The organism is Nocardia colli, assembly GCF_008704205.1.
Taxonomy (GTDB): Bacteria; Actinomycetota; Actinomycetes; order Mycobacteriales; family Mycobacteriaceae; genus Nocardia; species Nocardia colli.
This window is the reverse complement of sequence record NZ_VXLC01000001.1, coordinates 1,251,354-1,275,609: the sequence shown is the minus strand read 5'-3', so window position 1 is coordinate 1,275,609 and position 24,256 is coordinate 1,251,354. Positions and strand designations below refer to the sequence as shown.

The following is a 24,256-nucleotide window of genomic DNA, read 5'->3' as shown; positions in this document are numbered from 1 at the left end:
CTCGGCACCGGCAGCGGCGCGGACTATCCGTGCGTCAACTCTGCTTCGCTGCCGCCTTGGCCTGTTTCTTGAATTCCCTTACCTGAGCCAGTGATTCGGCATCCGTGACGTCGGCGACGGAACGGCGCGAACCTTCGTCACCGTAGGCGCCGGCTGCTTCCCGCCAACCGACCGGTTGCACCCCGCGCTGCTTTCCGAGTAGCGACAGGAAGATTCGCGCCTTCTGCTCGCCGAATCCGGGCAGCGCCTTCAGCCGGCGCAGCACCTCTTTCCCATCCGGCTTGTCCTGCTTCCACAGGTTCTCGGTCTTCGCGTCGTAGTTCTCGATGACGTAGCGGGCGAGTTCCTGGGCGCGGCGGGCCATCGAGCGGCCGTAGCGGTGGATGGCCGGCGGAGTGGCGCAGAGGTCTTCGAATTCCTGCGGGTCGGCCTCGGCGATGCGGTGGATGTCGAAGCCGCCCATCCGGTCGGCGATCTTCTTCGGGCCGCGGAACGCCTGTTCCATCGGATACTGCTGGTCGAACAGCATGCCGAGCAGGGTGGCGAAGTGGTCCTCGGTCAATAGCTCGTCCGCCTCGACGTCCTGCGCCAGGCAAAGCTTGCGACTCATCGCCCATTCCTTCCCACCGTGACAAACCTGCTCGGACGGATTCGATCATCTCACTTGTCAACACAGCGCGAAGGCGTCCTGCTCATCGCGCCTCGAGCCGCACCGTCGCCCGCCTTATCCGGGGTCGGAGTCGGTGGGCGCGGTGGGTCTTCACGTGATTGGATTGCCGCATGCAAGGGGGGTTGGCGGTCGATACCGGGCGGGCCGCGCGGGTGCTCACCGAACTGGGCGCGCCGTGGATGATCAACATCGTCACCTCGGTGCTCGCCGGGTTCGCGGTGGGTGCGCCGGCCTGGGGATTGTTCGTCGCGGCGATCTCGGGCGCGATTCCGATGATCGTCATTCTGCTGGGTGTGCGGCGCGGGATCGCGAGCGATCGCCATGTGAAAGAGATCGATGACCGGCACTGGGTGATCCTGGCGATTCTGGCGATCGTGTGCGCCGGCTTGATCGTCGAGATCGTGCGCGGCGCGCCGCGTGAGCTGATCGGCTGGACCGTTGCCGCACTGGTGGTGCTGGTCGGGATCGGCATCGTGACCGTGCTCGGCGGCTGGAAGGTCAGCGTGCACACCGCGGTCGGCGCGGGCACGACCGTCCTGCTGGCCATGGTCGCTTCTCCGTGGTTCCTGCTTGCCCTTCCGCTGACGGCGCTGGTCGGATGGTCGCGGGTATGGCTCGGCGATCACACTCGCGGCCAGGTCATCGTGGGCGCGGTGCTCGGCGCGACGTTGGCCGCCGCCACGTACCTGCTCGCCGCGTGACCGGCCTCACATCCCTACCGCGCGTCGCCATACCCCCGCGCGTAGGCTCCTGCGCATGCCTCAGCAGACGGCAGTACCTACATCGGCACCCCACGAGGTGGCCACGGCTAGGGATGGAAACGGGCCCATGGACACCTACACTTTGCGCCCCGATCGATTCGATCGAGCAGGCCAGGATCAACTCGTCGACGTTCGCGACTTACAAGCCGCACTGCCCGGTATCCGCAGGTTGCGGGACTGGGCGCACGACGCACTCGCGCTGCGTCCCGGCGAGCACGCGCTCGACATCGGCTCCGGCACCGGCACGGAGGTCATGGCCTTCGCCGACGCGGTCGGACCCGACGGCTCGGCGGTGGGCGTCGAGCCCGACCCGAACCTGCTCGCCTCCGCCGAACGCCGCGCCGCCCAGACCGGTTCGACCGCCAAATTCCATTCCGGCGATGCCTACGGCCTGCCGTTCGGCGCGGGCAGTTTCGATGCCGCGTTGTGCGAGCGGGTGTTTCAGCATCTGACCGCGCCCGCCCGCGCCGCCAACGAGATCGCGCGCGTGCTGCGCCCCGGCGGCCGCGTCGTGGTGGTGGACAGCGACTGGGGCACCGCGATCGTGCACCCGGGCGAGCGTCAGGTGGTGCGCGAGGTGGTCGACACGCTGATCTCCGCGACCACCAACCCGTTCTCCGGCCGCAGGCTGCCCGGGCAATTGACCAAGGCGGGCCTGGTGATCGACGAGATCGGCTCGCACGCGCTGGTGCAGGATCGCACCGTCGGCGTCGGCTCGCTGGTCACCCGCATTTCGGCGATGGCGGTGGCGCGCGGCGTGATCACCGAGGAGCAGCGCGCGCGGCTGGTCGAGGACCTCGAGGCAGGCGCGGCCAGCGGCGACATTCACCTTTCGGTGACCATGTTCGCCGTGCTGGCGCACAAGCCGGACTGATCGCAGACAGCACAGCGGGCGCGTACCTCGGTACGCGCCCGCTGTTTTCGTTCTACTTGTCGAGCAGCTTCTCGGTGGCCGCGAGCAGCACGCAGGTGGCCAGGCCGTCCATCGCTTTCTCCAGCTCGGGCAGCTTCGGGAAGCTCGGCGCGATCCGAATGTTCTTGTCCTCCGGGTCATTCCGCAGCGGGAACGCCGAGCCGGCCGCGGTGAGCGCGATGCCCGCGTCCTTGGCGAGCGCGATCACCCGGGCCGCGGTGCCCTCCAGGACGTCCAGGCTGACGAAATAGCCGCCCTTGGGTTCGGTCCAGGACGCGACCTTCGACGCGCCCAGCCGGTCCTCCAGGATCCGCAGCACGGCAGCGAATTTCGGCTCCAGGATGGCGCGGTGCTTCTGCATGTGCGCGCGCACGCCGTCGGCGTCCTTGAAGAAGCGCAGATGGCGCAGCTGGTTGATCTTGTCCGGGCCGATGCTCTTCTTGCCCGCATGGCCGAGGTACCAGTTCAGGTTCGCGGTGGAACCGCCCAGGAAGCTGACGCCCGAACCGGCGAAGGTGATTTTCGAGGTGGAGGCGAATACCAAGGGGCGGTTGGGGTTTCCCGCCGCGGCGGCCAGGCCGAGCACGTCGTACACCGGAGCCGCGGTGTCGGTCAGCGGGTGCACGGCGTAGGCGTTGTCCCAGATCAGGCGGAAGTCCGGAGCCGCGGCCGGCATCGAAACCAGTTCCCGGACAACCTCTTCGGAGAACGTGACGCCGGAAGGGTTGGAGTAGTTCGGCACCACCCACATGCCCTTGATCTGCGGATCGTTCGCGACCAGCTCGGCGACAGCGTGCGCGTCCGGGCCGTCGTGGTGCATCGGGACCGGGATCATCTCGAAGCCGAGCACCTCGGTGATCGAGAAGTGCCGGTCGTAGCCGGGGCTCGGGCACAGGAACTTCAGCTTCTCCTCGGCGGCCCACCGGCGCTCGGAGTCGTTGGTGCCGTACAGCATCGCGAACGCGAGCACGTCGTGCATCAGCTCGAGGCTGGCGTTGTTGCCGGCCAGCAGGTTGTCCACCGGGATGCCGAGCAGCTCGCCGAAGATCGCGCGCAGTTCCGGAAGTCCGTGCTGGCCACCGTAATTGCGGCAGTCGGTGCCGGTGCCGTCGCGGTAGTCGCCCTCACCGGGCAGGGACAGCAGGTCCAGGGACAGGTCGAGTTGTTCCGGCGAGGGTTTTCCGCGGGTCAGGTCCAGCGTGAGCTTCTCGGTCTTGAGCGTCGCATAGTTCGCGTGCTGAGTCTCGTGTTCGGACACGAGTTCCTCGTGGCTCATCAAACCGATCTGCGTTTGCCGGGGCATCCTGGGCAGCCTTTCGAAGCAGCGGGGACGTGGGTTGTGGCCGGACCGATGTGCGGCGGCCGGACGTGCGGCCCGTCAGGCGCATCGGGCGTCAACGGACCGTAGTTCACGTTACCCGTGTGTTGCTCGGAATTGGAGGCGTTATTCAGCAGCCGGTTTTCGCCCGGGCGAGGCCCCTCAGAAATTAAGGGGACCCCGCGCACCCGGCAGAGCCCATTGACCCTTGCTGCCTTCCGGCCCTGGGGGAGTTCACAGGATGCGCGCCGCGCGGGATCCGTCGGCCAGTGTAGCCGCTCCCCCGCCCATCCCCCTCCTCCGGGTACCCGAAACCGCGTGAAAACCGGGCCGAACTGCGATTTTCCTGGTCCGAACGGACCCGTTTGGCGTCAACCCTCCCCCACCCGGTATGCTTCCCCACGGAGGATTCGCCTAGTGGCCTATGGCGCTCGCCTGGAACGCGGGTTGGGTTAACGCCCTCAGGGGTTCAAATCCCCTATCCTCCGCCACGAAAGGCCCTGACCGAATGGTCAGGGCCTTTTCTATTCGGCGCTCCCAAGGTCATCGGCTGAGCCCCCGAGGTCCATACTGTGCGACGTGACACCATTTCGCGCAGGCGCACTCGCCTTCGGAGCGGTGCTCGTCACGGCCATCGTCGCCTTCGCCATCGCTGTGGTCGTCGACAACGAAGTCATCAAAGCGATCGGTGTGCTCGGTGCGCTGGCGGGCTCCGTCGGCCTGGCGACCATGACGTATCAGCACTTCATGCGAAAGCATGGCGAGCCCCCGGCGCAGGAGCACAACCCGCCCACCGAGGAGGCCGGTGCCGCGACACCGGACCTCGGGATGACGCCTACGGCACAGGTGAGCCAGGTCGCCGGCTGGTTCAACCGCATAACCATCACCCAGAACTCACCCGTCACGCAGCCGAATTCGAACCGGGCGTCGTCCGCCCGCTGGGTTCCGCTCGTCATCGCGCTGGCGTGTCTGGCGGTGCTGATCCTCGCCCTGGTCAAGTTCTCTGGTGGTCCGGAATCGAATGCCCGAAGCGGTCACCCACCAGTCGATCTGACCCCGCCGAACGTGAACTCCGCTGCCCCGATAGACAATTGGACACCCACCCCGCAGGACATCACCGACATCATCGGCCTGCCCTGTGTTCAGCTATGCCAGCAAGCCCAGATGCAGGTCAGCACGGCAATCGACATAGACCCGCCCGCAGGTGACAATCTCCCCGACCTCGTCGCCCTGCCGGGTAACCAGTTGAAGCCCATCAACGGTGCGGGGATCAAGCCGACATCCGAAGGACCGATCGACGCGGGTCGCTGCATTCCGGAAACAGGCTTTGACAGCACCGGCCCGATCGCCGCAGGTCCACCTATGTGTCTGCGGACAACTGCGGGACGCCGGGTCATGCTCGTCAGCCGCCAGAACAACGGCTCCGACTATATGACCCTCGTCTACGCCGTGCTGCCTCGATAGCCGAACTCCATGGGTGCGGGATCGCTCGATCCGGTCCCGGCGACGCGCCGATCGAATGTCGCGGATGTCTTGTGACCGTTCGGGTTACGCGCAGCCGGAGTTGAGTTTGTACAGGTGGATCTTGCCGGCGTAGTCGTGCACGAACAGGAGCCAAGGCGAATCGTCACAGGCGCGCGCCGATCGGTCGACCGCGAACGGCAACGGCCAGCGGCGATCGGCGGATTGTGGACCGCCGTATCGCTCGACCAGGCGCTGATACTGCTCGCTGCCCTCGGGCGCGGAATCCAGGCGACTGTAGGTGACCTCGTCGATGCGCGGCGGCGGGGTCAACATCCAGGTGAGCGAGTCGTAGCGGGACAGGAAGAACAGCCAATCCACGACGAGCGCGGCAAGAACAACGACAATCACCACGGCCACAGCCGTAAGCCATTTTCTCGAACGAGTGCGTGCTTCAGTCACCGGGATAGTTCACCTTGATCATGTGATAAGTCAGCGGGAAAGAGCTTCCGCTGCCCTGCTGGAGCGTCCAGGGCACCTGCTTGTTCTCTTTCGAATGGTAGTCGACCACGTCGGCCATCACCGTCTCGCCGTTCGGCATCGTCACCGGCTTCTGCCCGACGTAAATCGCGGTGTGGTTGATGGTTCCGGCGTTGGCGCCGTCGTTCAACTCGTACTGAACGATGTCGCCGGGTTTCAGACCGGCCTTGCTCAAGGCCAGCGGGTCAGCGGAAGCTGTCGTGGTGGTGATCCCACCGGTTTGCACCTCGGTGCCGCTCGGGGTTCCCGATTGCGGATTGTCCCGGAGCAGATATTCGTGCAGATTTGGTGCGCCACCCCAGGTATACGACTTGTCGACTTTGGCAGTGTCATCGTCGTAGTACCACCGGCCGTTGTCATCGCGGTGCATTTGCGGGACGCCACCATCGCCCTCGTCCTTGAATCCGCCGGCGCGCAAGCACTGTGAGACGAAGTTGGTGCAATCCGCGTCGCCCAGGTCCTCGTAGTCGGGATTGCGGCTCAATGCCCAGCGGTTGGCGTACTCGATGGCCGCGGCCCGTTCCGGCGAGAGGGACGTATTGCCTGCGTTGATGTCGATGTTGTTGCTGATCGGCGCCATTCGGCGAATCTCGTCGATGGCCTCCTGAATCTTCGGCTTCCACTGCGCGTCGGCCTCGGCGATGGTGGTGGCGAAGCTGATGAGGCTGCTGCTGAGGTTCGCCGCCTCGTTCTCGTCGGTCATGCCGTGCACCGTCCAGGCCTGATCGTTGCCTATGACGACCGGCTCGACCTCGTGCAGTTGAACGAGTTGCTTGATCTGCCCGACCGAGTATTCGATTGCCCCGTGCAGGCTTTCGGACGCGCTTTCGAGGTCGTAGTAAGCCGTTGCCACGGCTCGCATTTCGCGTTGCTCTCGGACGGCACGATCTTCCGCGGCGTTCTTCGCCGCGCCCGACCAATGCAGGTCGTCGTGCAGCGTCGTGTATACCGAGTTGGACGCCGACACGATCGCGTCACCGATCTTGCCCGCGTTGGCGGCCACGTCTTTCAGCACCGCCACGTTCCACGATGTCACTTGATCCCGGGTCGGGATCGATCCTGTCGGACTCACAAATCATCGCCCCCCGTGCGGATCTCCCGAGTTCAGATCGCTGAATGACGACAACTTGCCCGCGGTCGCGGTGTCGGTATCGGTGTATTCGTCAGCAGAGATCTTCAACAGGTTTCCGAGTTCCTTCATCCTGGCCTGGAGTACCGCCTTGGCCTGACGACTCGCATTGTCCGCATCGGTGAACAAAGCAGCGCAGCCCAGGCCATTCAACTGAGTGACCGCATTGGCTCCCCCGAGTCGCGTCCAATGATCGACGTTGCCCGACTCCGTGAACAATTTTGTAGCCGCTGCGCGCAGGCTGGCCGGTTCGACCTCCACAAGACACCCCCTATCCGAGGATCGAGACTATCTCCCGGAGTTAGCGACATCGAAGCTGGGTCTACCCGAGTCCGGGACACGGCTGGCGCTGTCGACCTGACATAGGTGCCGAAAGACATTGCCCTGGTTCCGGTTTGGAATGTCGTAGGCTCTGGCGCAGGAAGGCCCTGATCAGTTGATCAAGGCCGCTCTGTTGCCTCATGCGACGGCGGTCAGCCCAGGGGTGATTTGGTTGCGCGGCGGCTGTCGATTGTGGCGAGGATGCCGGCTATGGCGGCGATGGCTAAGCCTGCGTACAGGATGATGTTGCCTGCGATGGTGGCGATGTTTCCTGAGGTCAGGTTGTTGACGAGGGCGCCGCCGAGGAGGCCGCCTAGGGCTATGAAGGCGGCGATCAGGGTGGCGAGGAGAGGGGTCCACCACCAGCGGGCGGTGAGGGCTACGGCGATGGCGAATACTGCTATTACGAGGATGCCGGGTGGGAAGCCGGGGAATTTGGCGGGGTCGGCTATCCATTGGATTATCAGGCCCAGGATGCCGATAATCAGTCCGTAGAGGGACAGTTTGGTGTTCTTCGGCAGGGCTATCAAGCGTGTACCAATTGTGTTCATTGTCAATGCCTTTCGAGTCGGCCGGGGACTGTTCGAACCGGGTTATCGCGGGGAGGCGACTTCGGCGTCGGCCGGTGCACGCCAGCGGACGGCGGCGATTCCCAAGAGGACTGTTGCGGCGAAGCTGAGCATTTGCAGCCACGCGGCGAGGAATTCGATCGTCTCGGTGGGGGTGACGAGCCGGGTCCGGAAGTCGGCGTCGGCGAATCCGCCGAACAGGAAGAACAGCGACATCACGACCGCCGTCAGGGGGATGTATCGCCATCGAACCGTCGCGACCACAACGGCGAAGCCGAGATAGATCAACGGCCCAGGACCGTCGTAACCGGTTAGGACACTGCGAGATTCGATGATCTCGGGGCCGGCGTCACCGATGGCGGCGAGCACGAGGGCCGCGCACGTCGCGAGGATGAAGAGCCGGTGCCTGCCTGCCGTTGTGGTCATGAACACACTGTCGGTCAGGAGGGGTGGTCGGCACATCCGCCGCGCAGCGGATCAGCCGGTACGCCGCGGCGCGTAGTCGCCGCACATCCCGGCGCGCTCGAACCGAGATGTGCGGCTTGGATTCTCGCGGATCAGAAGTGGTAGGCGTCGACCTCGCCGAGGTAGCGGGCGCGGGTCGGCTCATCGATGAACGAGGCCTCGAACGAGTTGCGGGCAAGGGTGCGCAGGTGGTCGGCGGTCAGGTTCAGGGCATCCTGGATGCCGTCGAGGTTCTCCTGCACGTAGCCGCCGAAATAGGCCGGGTCGTCGGAGTTCACCGTGGCGACCAGGCCGAGGTCGAGCATCTTGCGCAGCGGGTGGTCGGCCAGCTTGTCGATCACCCGCAGACGCACATTGGAGAACGGGCACACGGTCAGCGGGATTCGCTCTCGCACCAGGCGCGCGACCAGCTCCGGGTCTTCCAGCACGCGGATGCCATGGTCGATGCGTTCGACGCGGAGCACATCCAGCGCCTCGGCCACATACGACGCGGGCCCCTCCTCGCCGGCGTGCGCCACCGCGCGCAGCCCGAGCTCGCGGGCGCGTGCATAGACCGCGGCGAACTTGGCGGGCGGATGACCGACCTCCGCGGAGTCGAGTCCGACCGCCACGATCCGATCCAGGTACGGCTCGGCGGCGCTCAGCATCTCGAGCGCGGACTCGGCCGACAGATCCCGCAGGAAGCACATGATGAGCTTCGTCGTGATGCCATACCGCCGCTCACTGTCCCGCAGCGCCGCCCACAGGCCGTCGATAACGGTCGCGAACGGCACCCCACGCGCGGTGTGCGCCTGTGGATCGAAAAAGATCTCCGCATGCCGCACGCCCGCCGCACTGGCGCGCACCAGGTACGCCTCGGCCAGCTCGGTGAAGTCCCGTTCGACCCGCAGCACATCCGTCAGCCGGTAGTACAGATCGAGAAACGACTGCAGATCCTCGAACTTGTAGGCGTGATGCAACTCGTCCACCGAGGCGAACGGCAACTCTGCGCCATTGCGTTCGGCCAGCGCAAACGCCAACTCCGGTTCCAGCGTTCCCTCGATGTGCAGATGCAGTTCGGCTTTCGGTACGGGCATTCCGGGGATCCTAGCTAGTTGATCTGGTAGATCCAGATGCCCGGGGTGGTCAGTTCGCCGGTGGCGGACCAGCGGTAGGTGCGGGCCAGGCCGGGGCCTTGGTAGTGGCGGAGGTAGTCGAGGAGGGCGGGGCGGGTGTGGTGGCCGGTGGCGAGGCCGTTCAGGGTGATGGTGGTGAGGTCGTAGGCTTCGACGGCGTTCCAGCCTGCGCCTTGGTTGTTCAGGGCGCGGAAGTCGAAGTAGAACTTTCCGGTGACCGGCGCGCAGATACAGGACAGGAACGCGCCACGGGTCGAAATCGGTGATGGGGCAACGAAATCCGTGCTGAGCGCGCCCTCGGTGGTGACGAAGGGGGCGGTGACGCCGGCCTGTTTCAGCTGCTGGGCGAAGGCGGCCGCTTCGGCGCTGTAGCCGGAGTAGAACACCGCGTCCGGGGTGGCGGCGGCGATCTTGTGCACCGCCGCACCGAAGTCGCGGCCACCCTGTTGGACATCCGCCCGGCAGCTGGGGTCGGCCGCGCTGCCGAGCATCGCGACGACATCGTGCGCCAGGCCCTTGCCGAACCCGGAGTCGTCACGAACAACGCAGATCTGGCTGAAATGTGCAGTGTCGGTGAGGTATTTGCCCAAGGCCCGACGATAGACATCGGTGGCGGCCACGCCACGGAAGAAACTGCGCCAGCCCTTGGCGGGGTCGACGGGGGTGGTGCCCGCAAAGAGGAAGGACAGCCCGGCGTCGCTGAAAATCCCTCCGGCGGACTGGATCCCGCCGGACAGCGGACCGACCAGCGCGACAATCGACGGGTCGTCCACGATCTGCCGCGCGACATCGGCCGCGGACTGCGGGAACCCGCCGGAGTCGAATTCGCGCACGGTGACCGGACATCCGGGGTTCGCCTTGGTGAACTGGTCGACGGCCAGTTTCACGCCGCCGATCAGGCCGCGATCGGTCCCGGCGTCGGATCCGGTGAGCGGTGCGGTCGAGGCGATGGTCACCGGCTCGCACGTGGCCTTGCCGTCACCGGCCGGACTGGCGGCGGTGCTCGGCCGCGGCACTTCCTTGCCGTCTGCGTCGATCTGCATCAGCGCCTGGAACGGTGCTGGACCTCCGGTGGTGCCCGGCGCGACGGCGGCGGACCAATCGATCGGTTGCAGTGCAACAGGTCCGGTTACATCGCCGGTCTTCACCTCGGAGTGATCGCCTGTCGCCCAAAGGATCCCGGCGACCAGAGCGACGACCACCACCAGCACCAGCCCACCGATACCGGCGCGGCGCAGCGATCGGCGCGCGGGCCGGCGCGCGTCCTGTGGCGCCGACTGCCATACCGGCGGCGGGCCCTGCGGTTCCGCCAAAGCTTGCTGCGCCGCGACGGCGAATTCCGTACAGGACGCGAATCTTTCGTCGGGATTCTTCGCGAGCGCCTTCGCCAATACCTCGTCGATGCCGGGCGGCAGAGTCGACCGCAGGCGGTGCAGCAACGGCGGTGGCTGCTGAAGGTGACCGGCGATCATCGCGGCAGGAGTGCCCGCCGCGAATGGCGACGTGCCCGACAACAACCAGAACAGGCTGCACGCCAACGAATATTGGTCCGATCGATGATCGACGGGGACGAACGACAATTGTTCCGGCGACGCGTACGCCAACGTCGCCGCGATCCCGCCGGCCTCGGTCAACGGCCTGGACTCGTCTCGCAACCGGGCAATGCCGAAGTCCGTCAACAGAACTCGCTCACCCTGCGCCGGGTTGGCGCGAGCCAGCAGGATATTGGCCGGTTTCACATCGCGATGCAGGACTCCCGTGGCGTGCGCGTAGTCGAGTGCTTTAGCCGTCTCGGCGATGATCTCGGCGGCCCGATGCGGTGGCAGCGTGCGCGGATCGACTGCGCCGGCGTCGATGCCGTCGACGTACTGCATCGAAATCCACAGCTGCCCCTCGTCGAGACCGCGGTCGTACACGGTCACGATGTTCGGGTGGTCCAGCCGCGCGACCAGATCCGCCTCACGCTCGAACCGGGCTCGAATCTCGGTGTCGGCATACAGATCCGGATAGAGCAGCTTCAACGCGGTCAGCCGAGGCAGGCGCGGATGTTGCGCCAGATACACCGATCCCATTCCGCCGCGGCCCAGCTGACGCTTGATCACGTATCCGGCGAAAACCTCACCAGCGCGCAGCATCCAGCCCCCTCAGACTTCGAGTCCGCCGAACCGGGCATCGCGCTGCCGGGCTCGGCGCCGACCGCGGGTAGCACCGAGCCAATCTTAGCTTCGAGATAGCCTGTTGCACTATCGAATCGGATGCGCCAAGATCTGGCCGGGGTTCGACGGGGAGGGGGATCACGTGCTGATCGAATTGGCGGTCGGGGACGCCTACGGTGCCGGGTTCGAGTACGCGAGTGCGGGCATTGTCGCTGAACACAACACGCTGGCCGGGTATATCCAGCATCCGACGCATCTCGGGATTCGGCCCGGTGCCTATACCGATGACACGCAGATGACGTTGGCGGTCGCGGAGTTGCTGGTGTCGGGTGAGCCGTGGCGACCGGCGGGGCTGGCCGAGTACTTCGTGCGGGCTTACCACCGCGATCCGCGCGACGGCTATGCCGGTCGGTTCCAGCAGTTCCTCGATACCGTGCACAGCGGCGAGGATCTGCTGAGCCGCATCGACCCGTCCAGCGACAAGAGCGGATCCGCGATGCGCGCCGGGCCGGTCGGGTTGCTGCCCACCGTCGACGAGGTGCTGCGCTACGCGGAAGTGCAGGCTCGGGTCACGCACAACACACCCGCCGGGATTTCAGCTGCGCAGGCCGCCGCGTTGGCTGTGCACTACTGCCACTACCAGCTCGGTCCGGTGTCCGGACTCCCCCGCTGGGTCGGCGCTCGGCTCGATCCGAGCTGGGCGCGACCGTGGCGCGGCAAGGTCGGATCGAAGGGCTGGATGAGCGTGCGCGCCGCACTGACCACATTGAGTTCTAGCCATAGTCTCAGCGAAATCCTGCGCACCTCAGTGGCTTTCACCGGAGACGTCGACACCGTGGCGACCATCGCGCTGGCGGCCGGATCACGCTCGCCGCAGATCGAGCAGGATCTGCCGGACGCACTGGTTAACGGCCTCGAGAACGGCACCTTCGGTCGCGACTATTTACGAGACCTGGACGCGCGGCTGCTCGCGAAATTCGCCTGACCCTGGTTCACGAATCCAGCACCACGATTCGCGCACCGTCGACGAGCAATCTGCTGGGTGTGAGTCCGCACATCGCGTGGAAGGTATCGCTGAAGTGCGAAGGGCTGGCGAAACCCGCGTCCGCCGCCGCGGTGGTGAGATCGGCGACCTTCGCGACGGCACGGCCGACGCTGAGCATCCGCGCCCACATCCGATAACGGCGAAAGCTGGTGCCCGCGTCCCGGGCGAACAAATGCAGGAATCGCGAGGTCGACAAGTGCGCCTCGGCGGCCAGCTCGGCGGCCGAGTTCGGCCGGGCCGGATGGGTCAGCAATGTCGCCGCCGCGGCCGCGATCCGGTCGTCTACTGTCGCCACTCCAGGACCACAGGCCAGGTCGACGGCGGCCACCGGATCGAATTCCGGCTGCGCGGCCAGGCTTATCAACTCTTGCTCATTACGATGGGCCGAACCGAATCCACCAGAGCGAGTGGTCATTCGGTCCCAGCTGCTTTTCGCCCGGGGCGAGCCGGGATCGATGTAGCAGAACAACATCCGCTCGCCGGTGGCCACGACTCGATGCACCATGCGCGGCGGAATCAGCGCGGACCGCACCGTCTGCTCGATCCCGTCGGCCCGCACCGTGAACGGCGCATCGAGACCGACCGCCAGGCACAGCACCGAGCCGCAATGCGCGTCGAGCCGCAGCGAAGGACCTCGATATACCGCGTGCCCAGGCCACAACCACACGGTCGCGAGACAGTGTGTTTCTGGAAGTGCCGCACCGCCCATACTCGCCATGCTTGCACGACCGAGGGAAAGGGTGGATCGAGGATGCGATTCGAATACGTCGCGCAGGCAGCGCTGGTGCTGATCGGCGTGATCCATATTGTTCCGGGCATCGTCGCCTGCGCACCCGGTCGCGCCGGCGCGGTCTACGGCACCGGACTCGGCAATCGCGACCAGGAGTTGCTCTTGCGGCACCGCGCGCTATTGCTCGCACTGGTCGGAATCGGACTGGTCGTCGGCGCGTTTGCCGAGCCGATTCGAGTTGCCGCGATCATCGCGGCCGTGATCAGCATGATCAGCTTTCTGGCACTCGCGCTCACCGTCGGGTTCCGCGAGCTGAATGGCAAGACCAAGCGCGTCGCGTGGATAGATGTGGTCGCACTGGTCGCCCTCGTGCCTTCCGCACTTGCCTTTGTCTGACGAAAGCGTGGGGCACCGAATGGCACCCCACGCTTTACCGCTTACTCCCCCAAATACACCGGCAACTGACGGTGACCGTTGGAGACGAAACTGCCGACCGGCTGCAATTCCGCGGGATCCACCGCGAGCCTGAGGTTCGGGAAACGCTCGAACAAGGCGGGGAGCGCGACCGCCGCTTCGAGCCGGGCGAGCGGTGCGCCGATGCAGTGGTGCGCGCCGTGCCCGAAGGACAGGTGGTCCTTGTTGGTGCGGTGGATGTCGAACTGATCGGCCGTCGCACCGTGCAGGTTCGGGTCCCGTCCGGCGCCGGCGTAGGAGGCAAGAATGGCCTCCCCCTTGGGGATTCGGATGTCGCCGATCTCGATGTCGTCGACGGCGTAGCGCAACGGCAGGTGCGCGACCGGCGCCTCGTAGCGCAGCGTTTCCTCCACCACATCCGACCAGGGCACCCGGCCCTCGACCACGTCGGCGCGCTGTTCCGGATGGGTCAGCAGCGCGAAAATCGCCTGGTCGAGCAGGTTTACCGTGGTTTCGTGGCCAGCGTTGATGACCAGCATCAAGGTGTCGACGAGTTCCTTCTCCACCAGTTGCGCGCCGTCCTCGGCGCGGGTGGCGATCAAGACGCTGGTCACGTCGTCGCCGGGCGTCTCGCGCCGGTAGGCGACGAGTTCGCTGATGAGCCGGTACATCTCGAGATAGTTGGCTTGCGCCTGCTCGGGGGTGAACGAGGTGTCGAAGAACCCGTCCACGCACTTGTGCAGGCCGCCGCCCAAATGTTCGGGCACGCCCATCATCTCGGTGATCACCTGGATCGGCACCGGATACGCGAATCCCGCCCGGAGATCGACCGATTCGCCGGGCAAGGTGGCGGCCAGCGCGTTCAGCAGGTTGTCGGTGATCGCCTCGATCCGCGGGCGCAGCGCCGTGGTGCGGCGATGGGTGAACGCGGGCGAGACCAGTTTCCGCAGGCGCCGATGGTCCGAACCGTAGGCGGTGAACATGTTGTCCACCGCGACCCAGGGCAGCAGCGGCCAGGCCTCGGTGATCTCCCCGTTGATGAACGAAGACCAGTGCTGCCGAGGATCTTTGGACACGCGCGGGTCGGCGAGCAGGCTCTTGAGCACCGCCGCGTCGGTAGCCGACCACGCGGGCACGCCGCCCGGTAATTCCACTACCGCAACGGGTCCGCGCGCCCGGATGCGCGCGGACTCACCTTGGATGTCGGCACCGGTCGTGTCCAGAACTATCGGTTCATGCTCCATCGGACGCTCCTTACATCATGTTCAACGGAGGGGACTGGGGGAAGACGACCGGCAGTGCCGCTACCGCACGGTGGAAAGGCCCTGGCCGCCAGACCAATTCGTCCGGCGCCACGGCGAGTTCGATCTCCGGCAGCGCGTCGAGCAGCTGATCGATGGCGTCCTGCACGATCAGATAGGCGACGGACTTGGCCGGGCAGGCGTGCGGTCCGGCGGCCCAGGCCAGATGCGAGCGGTTGCCGGTGCGGTCGCCGCCGCGGATCTCGGGATCGTTGTTGCAGCCGGCCAGGCTGATCAGGACCGGCTGATGCGCGGGCAACCAGTTGTTGTCGATCAGGATCGGCTGCCGCGGGTAGGAGGTGCAGAAGTTCGCCATCGGCGGGTCGTTGAACAGGACCTCGTCGAGTGCGTCCCGGGTCGACATGCTGCCGCCGAGGACGTGGCCGCCGAAGCGATCGTCGGTGACCATCAGGAGCAGGGTGTTGATGATCAGGTTCTGCTGCGGTTCGATGCCCGCGCCGTAGAAACTGATGAGCTGGCACAGCATTTCGGTGTCGTCTAGTTCGGCCGGGTGATGCGCTAGTCGGGAGGTGACGTCGTCGCCGGGCTCCGCGCGGCGCAGGCTGATCAGCTCCAGCAGGGCCTCGCTGAGCATCTGCATGCCCTGCGCGGCATTCACGGTGTCGAAGAGCTGAGCCATGCCGGTCGCGACCCGCTGACCCAATTCCGCTGAGCAGCCCACCATTTGATTGAGCACGTCGAAGACCAGCGGGAACGCGTACTGGGTCACCAGATCGGCCGAGCCGGTCGTGCAGAAGGTGTTGATCAGCGGGATGGCGATCCGCTCGACGGTGGAATGCAGGGCGTGCAGGTCGATTCCGTCGATGGCGGCGGTGTAGGCCTGCCGGTAGCGCGCGTGCGCGGCGCCGCTGTTGCGCAGCGCGTTCGGGTACCACTCCATCATCGGCTTGATGGGTGAGTCGTCGGGGATGTTCTGCTGCCAGGTCCGCGGATCGGCCGGAAAGTGCTCGGGGTCGTTGAGGATTCGCAGCGCGGCGTCGTAGCCGACGACCAGGGTGGCAGGCACGTCCGGGGCCAGCTCGATCGGCACCAGCGAGCCGTATTGACGGCGCATCTCGGCGTAGGCGCGATGGGGATCGGCCGCGAACTCCGGGGTGTGCAGCCGCACGCGGGGCCCATCGGTATCGATGGGCGACCCGTGCTGAACCGGGCAGACCCCGGGTGCGGCGTTGTCGGACACGGTGAATGGTGACGTGGTCAAGGACGTGACTCCAGACGGTGGGTGCGCGGGCACGCGGCTCGGGCACGTGCCTGGTGGAAAGGTCGGAGGTATATCGAGTTTCACCCGACCATAGGTGACCACTGCTAACGAGTGCACGTCGAGGATCGGAACGCTGTGCGGTAACCGTGGTTTCACCGCGTCCCCCTCACAGTCCCTGCAGGGCACGCGGTTTCGCCGGTCGAACACCGGATTCCCACGGTCGGCCCTGGTAGCCGCCCAGAACCTGACGGCCCACCCACGGTAGCAGCATTGCGAGAAAGTCTCTCTCGATGCGGCAATCGGGCACGGCGGGCTATCGGGTCGCAAATATGTTGCGCTACCAGGGAATAGAGCGAGAACTGCGAGGTGGCGGTCAGTTGACCTTGTACAGCCAGGTTTGGGGAGTGGCGAGTTCGCCGGTGGTGGACCAGCGGTAGGTGCGGGCCAGGCCGGTGCCCTCGTAACCACGGAGGTACTCGGCGAGGTCGGCGCGCGAGGTGCGGCCGGAGGTGATGCCCTTCAGGACGATCGTGGTGAGGTCGTACGCTTCGACGGAGCTCGGGCCGGGGGCTCGGCCGTTCAGCGCCTGGTATTCGCCGGCGAATTGGTTTACGACGGGGCCGCAGGAACAGGACACGATCGCGCCCTGTGCCGAATTGCCCGCTCGGGCAACGAAGTCCGGGGTGACGGTGCTTTCCGCAGAGACGAAGGGGACCGTGATGCCCGCTCGGCGCAGTTCCTGGAGCAGGGCTGCGGCCTCTTCGGCGTAGCCGGAGTAGAAGATCGCGTCGGGCTTGGCCGTCGCGATCGTGGTGGTCAGCGTGGCGAAGTCGCGGTCACCTTTGCCGATGTCGGCGGCGCAGTTCGGATCGGCGGCCGAGCCGAGGCTGGAGACGGCGCTGCCGGCCAGGCTTCTGCCGTAACCGGTTTTGTCCTGGATGACGCAGATCTTGCGGTAGTGCGCCGTATTGACCAGGTACTTGGCCAGGGCGGTGCCTTGGACGTCGTCGGCGGCCAGGCCGCGGAAGAAGGAGTGCCACCCGTTGGTGGACAGGGCGGGATCGGTCGCCGATGGAGTCAGGAACGGCAGGCCGGCGTCGTTGAAAATCTTTCCGGTGGACTGGATTTCCGTGGAGAACACCGGGCCGATCAATGCGGCGATCGATGGATCGTTCACGATCTGCGCGGCTACATCACTTGCCTGTGCACCTGTGGTGTCGAATTCTCGTAACGCGACAGAACATCCGGGGTTCGCCTTCGTGAACTGATCGATGGCCAGCCGCACCCCGCCGTCCGCGCTGCCGCCGCCGGAAACGGCTGTCGTGGCGATCGTTACGGGCGTGCACGTTGCCTTGCCGTCGCCTGCCGGAGTGATCGCGGCAGCAGGTTTCGCGACCTCCTTGCCCTGTGCATCGATCTGCGTCAGTGGCTCGATCGCTCGCGGCGCACCGGCGGTCCCTGGAGCAACGGCGCCGGACCAGTCGATTGTGCGCAGGGCACCAGGGCCGGACGGTGTGGGCGCGGCCGGGCTATCCGAAGAAGTTCCCGAGTTGGCCCAGATGATCCCGGCGACGATCACGGCCACAACCAGAACAGCCCCGGCGACAACAGCATTGCGCGTGGCCCGTCCGCCAGCACTCCGGATTTCCGGCTGGCTATCGCCCGGCTCGGCGGTCAACGTCGGCTGACTCGGCTCCGCCCACAACGTCGCCCCGCGCGAACCAGACTCCACCGCAGGATGATTCGGCGGCGATGGCCGTGCGCCCCGCCCCGAGCCGATCTCATCCGACCCGGACCCTTGCGTCGGCCCAATCGAATCCTCTTGTCGTGCACGCTCATCCGGCGTCGGTGCGGGCGCGGACTCGCCCGGGGGCCGCCTGTGCGTGGACTCGCTCGGTGGCCGCTGCCCATAAGACCACTCGCCCTGCCCTGCCCGTTCTGCGCGTGGATCCACCCAGGACTGCGGGATGGTCGGTGGGGCGTGGGCGGGCGATTTCAGAGCTTCGCGGGCGGCCGTGGCGAATTCCGTGCAGGAGTCGTAGCGGTTGCCGGGGCGCTTGGCCAGTGCCTTGGACAGCACTGCGTCGAGGGTCGGGGGTAGATCAGATCGGCGGGTGGTGAGCGGGGGCGGAGGTTGTTGGAGATGTGCGGCGATCATCGCGGCGGGGTTGTCCGCCGTGAAGGGGGCGGTGTTGGAGAGCAGCCAGAACAGGGTGCAGGCCAGGGCGTACTGGTCGGAGCGGTGGTCGACGGTACCGGCCGAGAGTTGTTCCGGGGAAGCGTAAGCCAAGGTCGCGGCGAACATTCCGGTTCGCGTGAGTTGGTGAACGTCGTCGCGTAACCGGGCGATGCCGAAGTCGGTCAGCAGGACGCGTTCGTCCTGTCCGGCGGTCGCGCGGGCCAGCAGGATGTTGGCCGGCTTCACGTCGCGATGCAGGACGCCGACGGCGTGCGCGTAGTCGAGCGCCTTGGCGGTTTCGGTGATGATCTCGACCGCCCGGGTGGGGTCCAGCGAGCGCGGATCGAGCGCGCCGGCGTCGGTGCCGTCGACGAACTGCATGGAAATCCACCGGATGCCCTCATCGACCCCACGGTCGTACACCGCGACGATATTCGGGTGATCCAGCTGCGCGACCAGTTCCGCCTCGCGCTCGAACCGAGCACGCATCTCGTCGTTGGCATGCAGATCAGGGCTGAGCAGTTTCAGCGCGATCCGCCGCGGCAACCGCGGATGCCGCGCCAGATACACCGACCCCATGCCGCCACGACCCAGCTGCCGCTCGATCACATATCCGGCGAAAACCTCACCAGCGCGCAGCATCCGCCCTCTCAGACGTCAAGTCACCCGACCGCATCAGCGCATCCGGTCGCTCACCCGGTCATCGTAGCCTGCGCGTTTACCAGGCAGGACGGGCTAGTTCGACCCGCCGGAGCCGGACGGAGCCGGCTTGTCACCGGGCACGGTGACCTCCTGCTCGGCGGCCATCACCTGATCAGGCGAGGTCGCCGACGAGCCGCAGAAGCCACCGACGCGGTAGCGGCCGGCGGGAAGGTTGTGGCGGGTCACCCGGATGGTCTGGCCCGCGGGCGCGTAGCCGGAGCCGTCGTGTTCGGCGAACTCGTGGACCGAGGTGTCGATGCCGATGATGGCGTAGCAGATCCCGGCCGTGTTGGGGTTGCGGATCGTCGCGGTGATCTCATGGGGGCCGGTGGCGGCGAAGGTGAGATCCGGAGGCTGATAGCCGGCCGGGGCCGCTGTGGCTCCGGCGGTCGAGAGCAGACCCGCTGTCGCGATGAGGCCGAGCGCCAGAGCCGTGGGTCGGATCGAGATGTGCATGTCTAGTCCCCTCGCTTGTCGGTCCGCGCGGTGACGGCGTCCGGACCCGTGACCACTCCCCCGCGGGAGCCCGCGTCGCACAGTCTGCCAGAGCGGAACCGGCGCGTTCGGCCGAATCATTAAGTGGCACATTCAATTTGAGTCTTGCACGGGGTGTGCGGCGGAAACTCCGTTGACCCGGGCAAACCGTTGCACCAGGCTCGATGCGGTGGACAGTAATCCGGAGCCGGTACGGCTCGAGCCGTTGACGGAGGAGAACCTCGCGCTGTTGCTCGAGGCGGCGGTGGCCGATGCGGATCCGTTGGAGGTGATGCCGCCGGTGGCTGGGGAGCCGGGGTGGAATGCGGAGCGGCGGCAGGCGTTTCTCGAGTTTCATCGGGGGCGGGCGTTGGTGGTGGACGCACCGGTCGAGTACACGTATTTGATCGTGGTGGGTGGCCGGGTTGTGGGGGCCGCGCGGTTGCAGCCTGGAGACGAGGGGTTCGAGGCGGGGGTTTGGATCGGTCGTTCGGATCGGGGGCGCGGGGTGGGTAAGGCGGTGGCCGAGCTGCTGCGGGTGGTTGCCGCGGAGATCGGGGCGCGGCGGGTGGTCGCGGTGACCACGGTTGATAATTCGGCGGCGCGGAAGTTGCTCGGGGCGGCCACGTCGACGGTCAGTGGCGACACGGTGACGGCGACGCTCGCGCTCGAATAGCGCCGGCATCGTGCTGTCGGCGGCGGCGGTGATGCGCGGAAATCCTGTGGCAGAGTGGGATTGATGGCTGGCTTCAGATGGGATCACAACAGCTTCTACCACCGGTTTCTGCTGCGGCATCTGCCTGATCCGTGCGCGCGAGTACTGGACGTCGGATGTGGAGCCGGAGCGTTCGCGGTGGAGTTGGCCCGGCATGCCGAGCAGGTCGATGCGATCGATCGGTCGCCGGTGATGATCGACGCGGCGAAGCAGGCGGTGCCCGGCAATGTCGCCTGCGTTCTCGGGGACGTGCTGGAGCAGCCGTTGCCTGCGGGAAACTATGACGCGATCGTTTCGATCAGCACGCTGCACCATATGCGCCTGGACGAGGTGTTGCCGGTGCTGGCCGAAGCGCTGCGTCCGGGTGGCGTGCTGGCTGTCATCGCATTGCCGCGTGCGGACCTGGTTCGGGAACTGCCCGTCGAACTCGTGGCCGCGATCGGTCAGCGGGTTCTGGCGGGCACGTTCGCCGTTCTGCGCACGTTCGGTCGCGGGGATTGGTATGCATTGGAGCCGAGTCACGAGAACATGCCGGTCGTTCTCGATCCGCCGTTGACGACTCGTCAGGTACGGGAGCAGGCGGTCGCGCTGCTTCCTGGAGCGCGGGTTCGGCGGCGCGTTTTCTGGCGGTACTCGCTGGTGTGGCACAAACCCGCCGAAGGTTAGTCTTTTCGCTCCGAATTCGGCTGTACCGCAATCATTTCAACCCATGCGCTGCTTCTTTCAGGGCGGCCCGTAACAACTCGGCGTAGGCATCGAGATCCGGGATCGTCGCGGTATCGGCGTGCAGCGAGATCGTGACGGTGTCGCCGAGTCCGTGGACGCCGTGGGTCAGGCGCATGACGGAGCCGATCGCCGGGAAGCCGCCGGTGAAACGGACCGGGCCGCCGCCGAAGGTGAGGTTCGCCGGGCCGCGGTAGACGCTGGAGACGACGGTGTGACCTGCGACGGAGTCGGGGACCGTGTCGAGCGGATAGCGGGCGATGTCGCGGCGGAGCATCGGTGCGGGGACGACGTCGGTGACTCGATCCTGAGCCGTCAGCAGGGGATGCTGGGCGCGCAGGCGCCGGTCGGCCATGGTCGCGGCGATCTTGTCGGCGCGCAGGCGGAGATCGGGTTCGTCGATGGACAGGTCGACGCTGAGGCTTCGATAGTTGTTGTGGGCGTTACTTTTCGCGGTATCGGATAACGCCATCGGAACCTGTGCGCCGAGTTTATCCACAGGGGCACCACGCATTTCGAGGTAGCGCGCGAGTGCGAGCGACACGGCGGTCAGCACGACAACGGTCACAGTGCGTCCAGGAGCACGCAATGATTCGGCGTCACACACGATCATCCGCACCTGGTGGGCCGAATCAGCTTCTGTCACAGCGTTGTTGACCAGACTGGGCGGAAAGTCCGGCCCAGGCGGCGGCAACTCCCCTGCCGCAGTGAGTTCCGCAAGTCTCTGCTGGGCTCGAAAAGCTCGATAACCACGAATCGCGGTCCGCGCGATCCGAATCGGCATCCGCGGCAACGCCAGCACCGCGCCCACCGGCGCAGGGATCGCCCTCGCACGAAAGGTGCGGAGCGCGCCCGCTACCGAATTCGAACCGGCATCGCCCTCATCCTCGGCGAACAATGCCCGCGCGATCTCGGCCGCACGCCGGCCGTCGGCAAGTGAGTGCGACATCTGTAGCACCGCGACGAGTGCCGGTCCGGAGCCGCCCGGCGCGTCGACGATGCCGCGGAACAGGTGAAATCGCCACGGTCGCACCGCCGCGTCCACGCCGGTGTCGACCACCTCGCCGAGCGCGGTGAGCAGGTGCGACCAATCCGGCTGCGGCAGCGCATGCTCGACGAACTGATCGGAGGTGAACTCGCACGGCACCCACGACGGGTAGTCCAGATCGCCCGGCACATCGCGGGCCCGGACGCGCAGATCGGCGATCCGCGCGCTGCGTTCGGCGACGAATGCGCGCAGTTCCGCAGACGGGCGCCCGGCATCAGTGAGGCAGTACAGCAGGAACAGATCATTGCGAGTACGGGCCGACAGCCAGTACATCGTCGCGTCCTGCGGCGCCATCGAACCCACCGTCCGACAGTATCGAACCCGCCGACCCCGCCGCCCCATCGAATGGGACATGGCTGCGGCGAACATCGAGAACGGCCGCCGCCATGTCCCATTCGGCGCTCGCTTCAGGACCGGGCGGGACATGGCTGTGGGAGATGGCGGGAAAGTCCACCGTGATGTCCCGTTCGGCGGCGATTGTGAACGGCGTTTCGGTAGTACCGGATCGGCGAATGATCTTGGTTCGCAAGTGGATCCGGGCAAACCTATCGATTCCGGACGGGTTGCCTGCTACCGTCTGTAGTAGAACGCATACCACTCTCCCAGGGGCGGGGTGTCGACCATGGCAACTCAACTCGGTCGCAAGGTCAGCGCGCAGGCGGATTCCGCCGACGAGCGATATCAGGCCGCCAATTTTCTGAAGCGGTCGATCAACAAGGTGTTTCCGACGCACTGGTCGTTTCTGCTCGGTGAGATCGCCTTGTACAGCTTCATCATTCTGCTGCTCTCCGGCGTGTATCTGACCCTGTACTTCGACCCGTCCATGACCGAGGTGGTCTACGACGGCTCCTACCAGCCGTTACGCGGCGTGACCATGTCGCGGGCGTACGAGACGGCGCTGAACATCTCGTTCGAGGTGCGCGGCGGACTGTTCGTGCGGCAGGTACATCATTGGGCCGCTTTGCTTTTCGCGGCGTCCATCATCGTGCACCTGTTCCGCGTGTTCTTCACCGGCGCGTTCCGCAAACCGCGCGAGGCGAACTGGGTGATCGGTGCGCTGCTGCTGATCCTGGCGATGTTCGAGGGCTACTTCGGTTACTCGCTGCCGGACGATCTGCTCTCCGGCACCGGGCTGCGGGCGGCGTTCTCATCCATCACGCTGGGCATGCCGATCATCGGCACCTGGCTGCACTGGTTGATGTTCGGCGGCGACTATCCCGGCACCATCATCATTCCGCGCCTGTTCATCGCGCACGTGCTGCTGTTCCCCGGCATCATGCTGGCCTTGATCGCGGCGCACGTGGCGCTGGTCTGGTACCAGAAACACACGCAGTTTCCGGGGCCGGGTCGCACCGAGAACAACGTGGTCGGCGCGCGGATCGTGCCGGTGTTCTCGCTGGATCAGGGCTCGTTCTTCGCGTTCACCCTGGGCATCGTCGCCCTCATGGGCGGGCTGTTGCAGATCAACCCGATCTGGAACATGGGTCCGTACAACCCTTCGCAGATCTCCGCGGGTTCGCAGCCGGACTTCTACATGATGTGGACCGACGGCATGATGCGCCTGATCCCGCCGTGGGAGATCTATCTGGGGCGCTACACGGTGCCCGCGCCGGTGTGGGGCGCGTTGATCATGGGCCTGGTGTTCACGGTGCTGATCACCTATCCATGGATCGAGAAACGGCTGACCGGGGACAAGCACGCGAACCACAATCTGCTGCAACGCCCGCGCGACGTGCCGGTGCGCACCGCGATCGGTGCGATGTCGATCGCGTTCTATGTGGTGCTCACGCTGTCCTGCGTGAACGACATCGTCGCCTACAAGTTCAACGTCTCGCTGAACGCGACGACTTGGACCGGCCGGATCGGCATCCTGCTGATCCCGCCGCTGGCCTACTTCGTGGCCTATCGGGTCTGCCTCGGCTTACAGCGCGGCGACCGCGAGGTGCTGGAGCACGGCGTCGAGACCGGCGTGGTCCGGCGGCTGCCGAACGGCGAGTACATCGAGCTCCACCAGCCGCTTGGCCCGGTGGACGAGCACGGCCATCCGATCCCACTGGCATACCAGGGCGCGCCGGTGCCGAAGAAGATGAGCAAGCTGGGTGCGGCGGGCAAGCCGGGCACCGGCAGCTTCTTCCGCGCCGATCCGTGGCAGGAGTCCGAGCGCAATCACGAGGCCGACCACGAGGAAGAGCGGCGGCAGCTGGCGGTACTGCGGAATTACCAGGAACGCGATAGCCGGAACGGGAACGGTTCGGGCAGTAACGGTTCGGCGCGATAGCCGGCGA

23 protein-coding genes, 1 tRNA gene and 1 other RNA gene are annotated in these 24,256 nt (G+C 66.1%); 9 read left to right on the top strand and 16 right to left on the bottom strand.

The window, feature by feature from the left end; genetic code table 11:
- Positions 1–34: 34 nt before the first annotated feature.
- A complete protein-coding gene (locus F3087_RS06050; RefSeq protein WP_150400697.1) occupies positions 35–610 on the bottom strand; it encodes an HhH-GPD-type base excision DNA repair protein in 576 nt (191 codons plus the stop codon).
- A 170-nt stretch (positions 611–780) separates the two neighbouring features.
- Between F3087_RS06050 and F3087_RS06045 the strand changes: the two genes are divergently transcribed.
- On the top strand, positions 781–1,371 hold the full coding sequence (locus tag F3087_RS06045) for a phosphatase PAP2 family protein (protein ID WP_150400696.1): 591 nt from the start codon (positions 781–783) through the stop codon (positions 1,369–1,371).
- A 127-nt stretch (positions 1,372–1,498) separates the two neighbouring features.
- A complete protein-coding gene (locus F3087_RS06040; RefSeq protein ID WP_150400695.1) occupies positions 1,499–2,305 on the top strand; it encodes a methyltransferase domain-containing protein in 807 nt (268 codons plus the stop codon).
- 52 nt (positions 2,306–2,357) lie between these two features.
- Here F3087_RS06040 and F3087_RS06035 read toward each other — a convergent pair whose 3' ends face one another.
- Both F3087_RS06035 and ffs read right to left on the bottom strand, forming a co-directional pair.
- The gene (locus tag F3087_RS06035) at positions 2,358–3,647 is read right to left on the bottom strand and encodes an aminotransferase class I/II-fold pyridoxal phosphate-dependent enzyme (RefSeq protein ID WP_150400694.1); all 1,290 of its coding nucleotides are present in this window, start codon (positions 3,645–3,647) and stop codon (positions 2,358–2,360) included.
- 184 nt (positions 3,648–3,831) lie between these two features.
- Positions 3,832–3,926, bottom strand: an RNA gene (ffs, locus tag F3087_RS06030) — signal recognition particle sRNA small type.
- 139 nt (positions 3,927–4,065) lie between these two features.
- Here ffs and F3087_RS06025 point away from each other — a divergent pair.
- Together F3087_RS06025 and F3087_RS06020 are read left to right on the top strand one after the other, a co-directional pair.
- Positions 4,066–4,153, top strand: a tRNA-Ser gene (locus tag F3087_RS06025).
- 127 nt (positions 4,154–4,280) lie between these two features.
- A complete protein-coding gene (locus F3087_RS06020) occupies positions 4,281–5,126 on the top strand; it encodes a hypothetical protein (protein ID WP_150400693.1) in 846 nt (281 codons plus the stop codon).
- 84 nt (positions 5,127–5,210) lie between these two features.
- On the opposite strand, the gene F3087_RS06015 is transcribed toward F3087_RS06020, so the two are convergent.
- From F3087_RS06015 to F3087_RS05985, 7 genes are all read right to left on the bottom strand, one after another.
- Complete coding sequence (locus tag F3087_RS06015; protein ID WP_191093780.1) at positions 5,211–5,537, bottom strand: hypothetical protein; 327 nt, start codon at positions 5,535–5,537, stop codon at positions 5,211–5,213.
- Between the two features lie 40 nt (positions 5,538–5,577).
- Positions 5,578–6,699 (bottom strand): amidase domain-containing protein, encoded by a 1,122-nt coding sequence (locus tag F3087_RS06010; protein ID WP_150400691.1) that lies wholly within the window; start codon positions 6,697–6,699, stop codon positions 5,578–5,580.
- A 39-nt stretch (positions 6,700–6,738) separates the two neighbouring features.
- Positions 6,739–7,053: a type VII secretion target gene (locus tag F3087_RS06005; protein ID WP_150400690.1), complete on the bottom strand. Its 315-nt coding sequence runs from the start codon at positions 7,051–7,053 to the stop codon at positions 6,739–6,741.
- A 212-nt stretch (positions 7,054–7,265) separates the two neighbouring features.
- Complete coding sequence (locus tag F3087_RS06000) at positions 7,266–7,664, bottom strand: hypothetical protein (RefSeq protein WP_150400689.1); 399 nt, start codon at positions 7,662–7,664, stop codon at positions 7,266–7,268.
- A 42-nt stretch (positions 7,665–7,706) separates the two neighbouring features.
- Positions 7,707–8,108: a hypothetical protein gene (locus F3087_RS05995; protein WP_150400688.1), complete on the bottom strand. Its 402-nt coding sequence runs from the start codon at positions 8,106–8,108 to the stop codon at positions 7,707–7,709.
- 131 nt (positions 8,109–8,239) lie between these two features.
- Entirely contained in the window at positions 8,240–9,223 is a 984-nt protein-coding gene (locus F3087_RS05990; protein ID WP_150400687.1) for an adenosine deaminase, read from the bottom strand.
- A gap of 14 nt (positions 9,224–9,237) precedes the next feature.
- Positions 9,238–11,397 carry a bifunctional serine/threonine-protein kinase/ABC transporter substrate-binding protein gene (locus F3087_RS05985; protein ID WP_150400686.1) on the bottom strand — a complete coding sequence of 720 codons (2,160 nt, stop codon included), beginning with the start codon at positions 11,395–11,397 and terminating at the stop codon, positions 9,238–9,240.
- Between the two features lie 163 nt (positions 11,398–11,560).
- On the opposite strand from F3087_RS05985, the gene F3087_RS05980 reads away from it, so the two are divergent.
- Complete coding sequence (locus F3087_RS05980; RefSeq protein ID WP_150400685.1) at positions 11,561–12,403, top strand: ADP-ribosylglycohydrolase family protein; 843 nt, start codon at positions 11,561–11,563, stop codon at positions 12,401–12,403.
- Between the two features lie 7 nt (positions 12,404–12,410).
- Here F3087_RS05980 and F3087_RS05975 read toward each other — a convergent pair whose 3' ends face one another.
- Positions 12,411–13,130: a helix-turn-helix domain-containing protein gene (locus F3087_RS05975; RefSeq protein ID WP_223884845.1), complete on the bottom strand. Its 720-nt coding sequence runs from the start codon at positions 13,128–13,130 to the stop codon at positions 12,411–12,413.
- An 84-nt stretch (positions 13,131–13,214) separates the two neighbouring features.
- Between F3087_RS05975 and F3087_RS05970 the strand changes: the two genes are divergently transcribed.
- On the top strand, positions 13,215–13,589 hold the full coding sequence (locus F3087_RS05970; protein ID WP_150400684.1) for a phosphopantetheine adenylyltransferase: 375 nt from the start codon (positions 13,215–13,217) through the stop codon (positions 13,587–13,589).
- Between the two features lie 41 nt (positions 13,590–13,630).
- Here F3087_RS05970 and F3087_RS05965 read toward each other — a convergent pair whose 3' ends face one another.
- The 4 genes from F3087_RS05965 to F3087_RS05945 all read right to left on the bottom strand — a co-directional run bounded on the left by F3087_RS05965 (position 13,631) and on the right by F3087_RS05945 (position 19,467).
- Positions 13,631–14,851 (bottom strand): cytochrome P450 family protein, encoded by a 1,221-nt coding sequence (locus F3087_RS05965; protein WP_150400683.1) that lies wholly within the window; start codon positions 14,849–14,851, stop codon positions 13,631–13,633.
- 10 nt (positions 14,852–14,861) lie between these two features.
- On the bottom strand, positions 14,862–16,130 hold the full coding sequence (locus F3087_RS05960; protein WP_223884844.1) for a cytochrome P450: 1,269 nt from the start codon (positions 16,128–16,130) through the stop codon (positions 14,862–14,864).
- 373 nt (positions 16,131–16,503) lie between these two features.
- Positions 16,504–18,951, bottom strand: a complete 2,448-nt coding sequence (locus F3087_RS46445) for a protein kinase domain-containing protein (protein ID WP_223884843.1) — start codon at positions 18,949–18,951, stop codon at positions 16,504–16,506.
- A 93-nt stretch (positions 18,952–19,044) separates the two neighbouring features.
- Positions 19,045–19,467, bottom strand: coding sequence for a hypothetical protein (locus F3087_RS05945; protein WP_150400682.1), 423 nt, complete (start codon positions 19,465–19,467; stop codon positions 19,045–19,047).
- A gap of 208 nt (positions 19,468–19,675) precedes the next feature.
- On the opposite strand from F3087_RS05945, the gene F3087_RS05940 reads away from it, so the two are divergent.
- Positions 19,676–20,161, top strand: a complete 486-nt coding sequence (locus F3087_RS05940; protein ID WP_150400681.1) for a GNAT family N-acetyltransferase — start codon at positions 19,676–19,678, stop codon at positions 20,159–20,161.
- A gap of 63 nt (positions 20,162–20,224) precedes the next feature.
- Positions 20,225–20,866, top strand: coding sequence for a class I SAM-dependent methyltransferase (locus F3087_RS05935; RefSeq protein ID WP_150400680.1), 642 nt, complete (start codon positions 20,225–20,227; stop codon positions 20,864–20,866).
- A gap of 31 nt (positions 20,867–20,897) precedes the next feature.
- On the opposite strand, the gene F3087_RS05930 is transcribed toward F3087_RS05935, so the two are convergent.
- Positions 20,898–22,265, bottom strand: coding sequence for a WS/DGAT domain-containing protein (locus F3087_RS05930; protein WP_223884879.1), 1,368 nt, complete (start codon positions 22,263–22,265; stop codon positions 20,898–20,900).
- Positions 22,266–22,593: 328 nt separating this feature from the next.
- On the opposite strand from F3087_RS05930, the gene qcrB reads away from it, so the two are divergent.
- A complete protein-coding gene (qcrB, locus tag F3087_RS05925; protein WP_150400678.1) occupies positions 22,594–24,249 on the top strand; it encodes a cytochrome bc1 complex cytochrome b subunit in 1,656 nt (551 codons plus the stop codon).
- Positions 24,250–24,256: the final 7 nt, after the last annotated feature.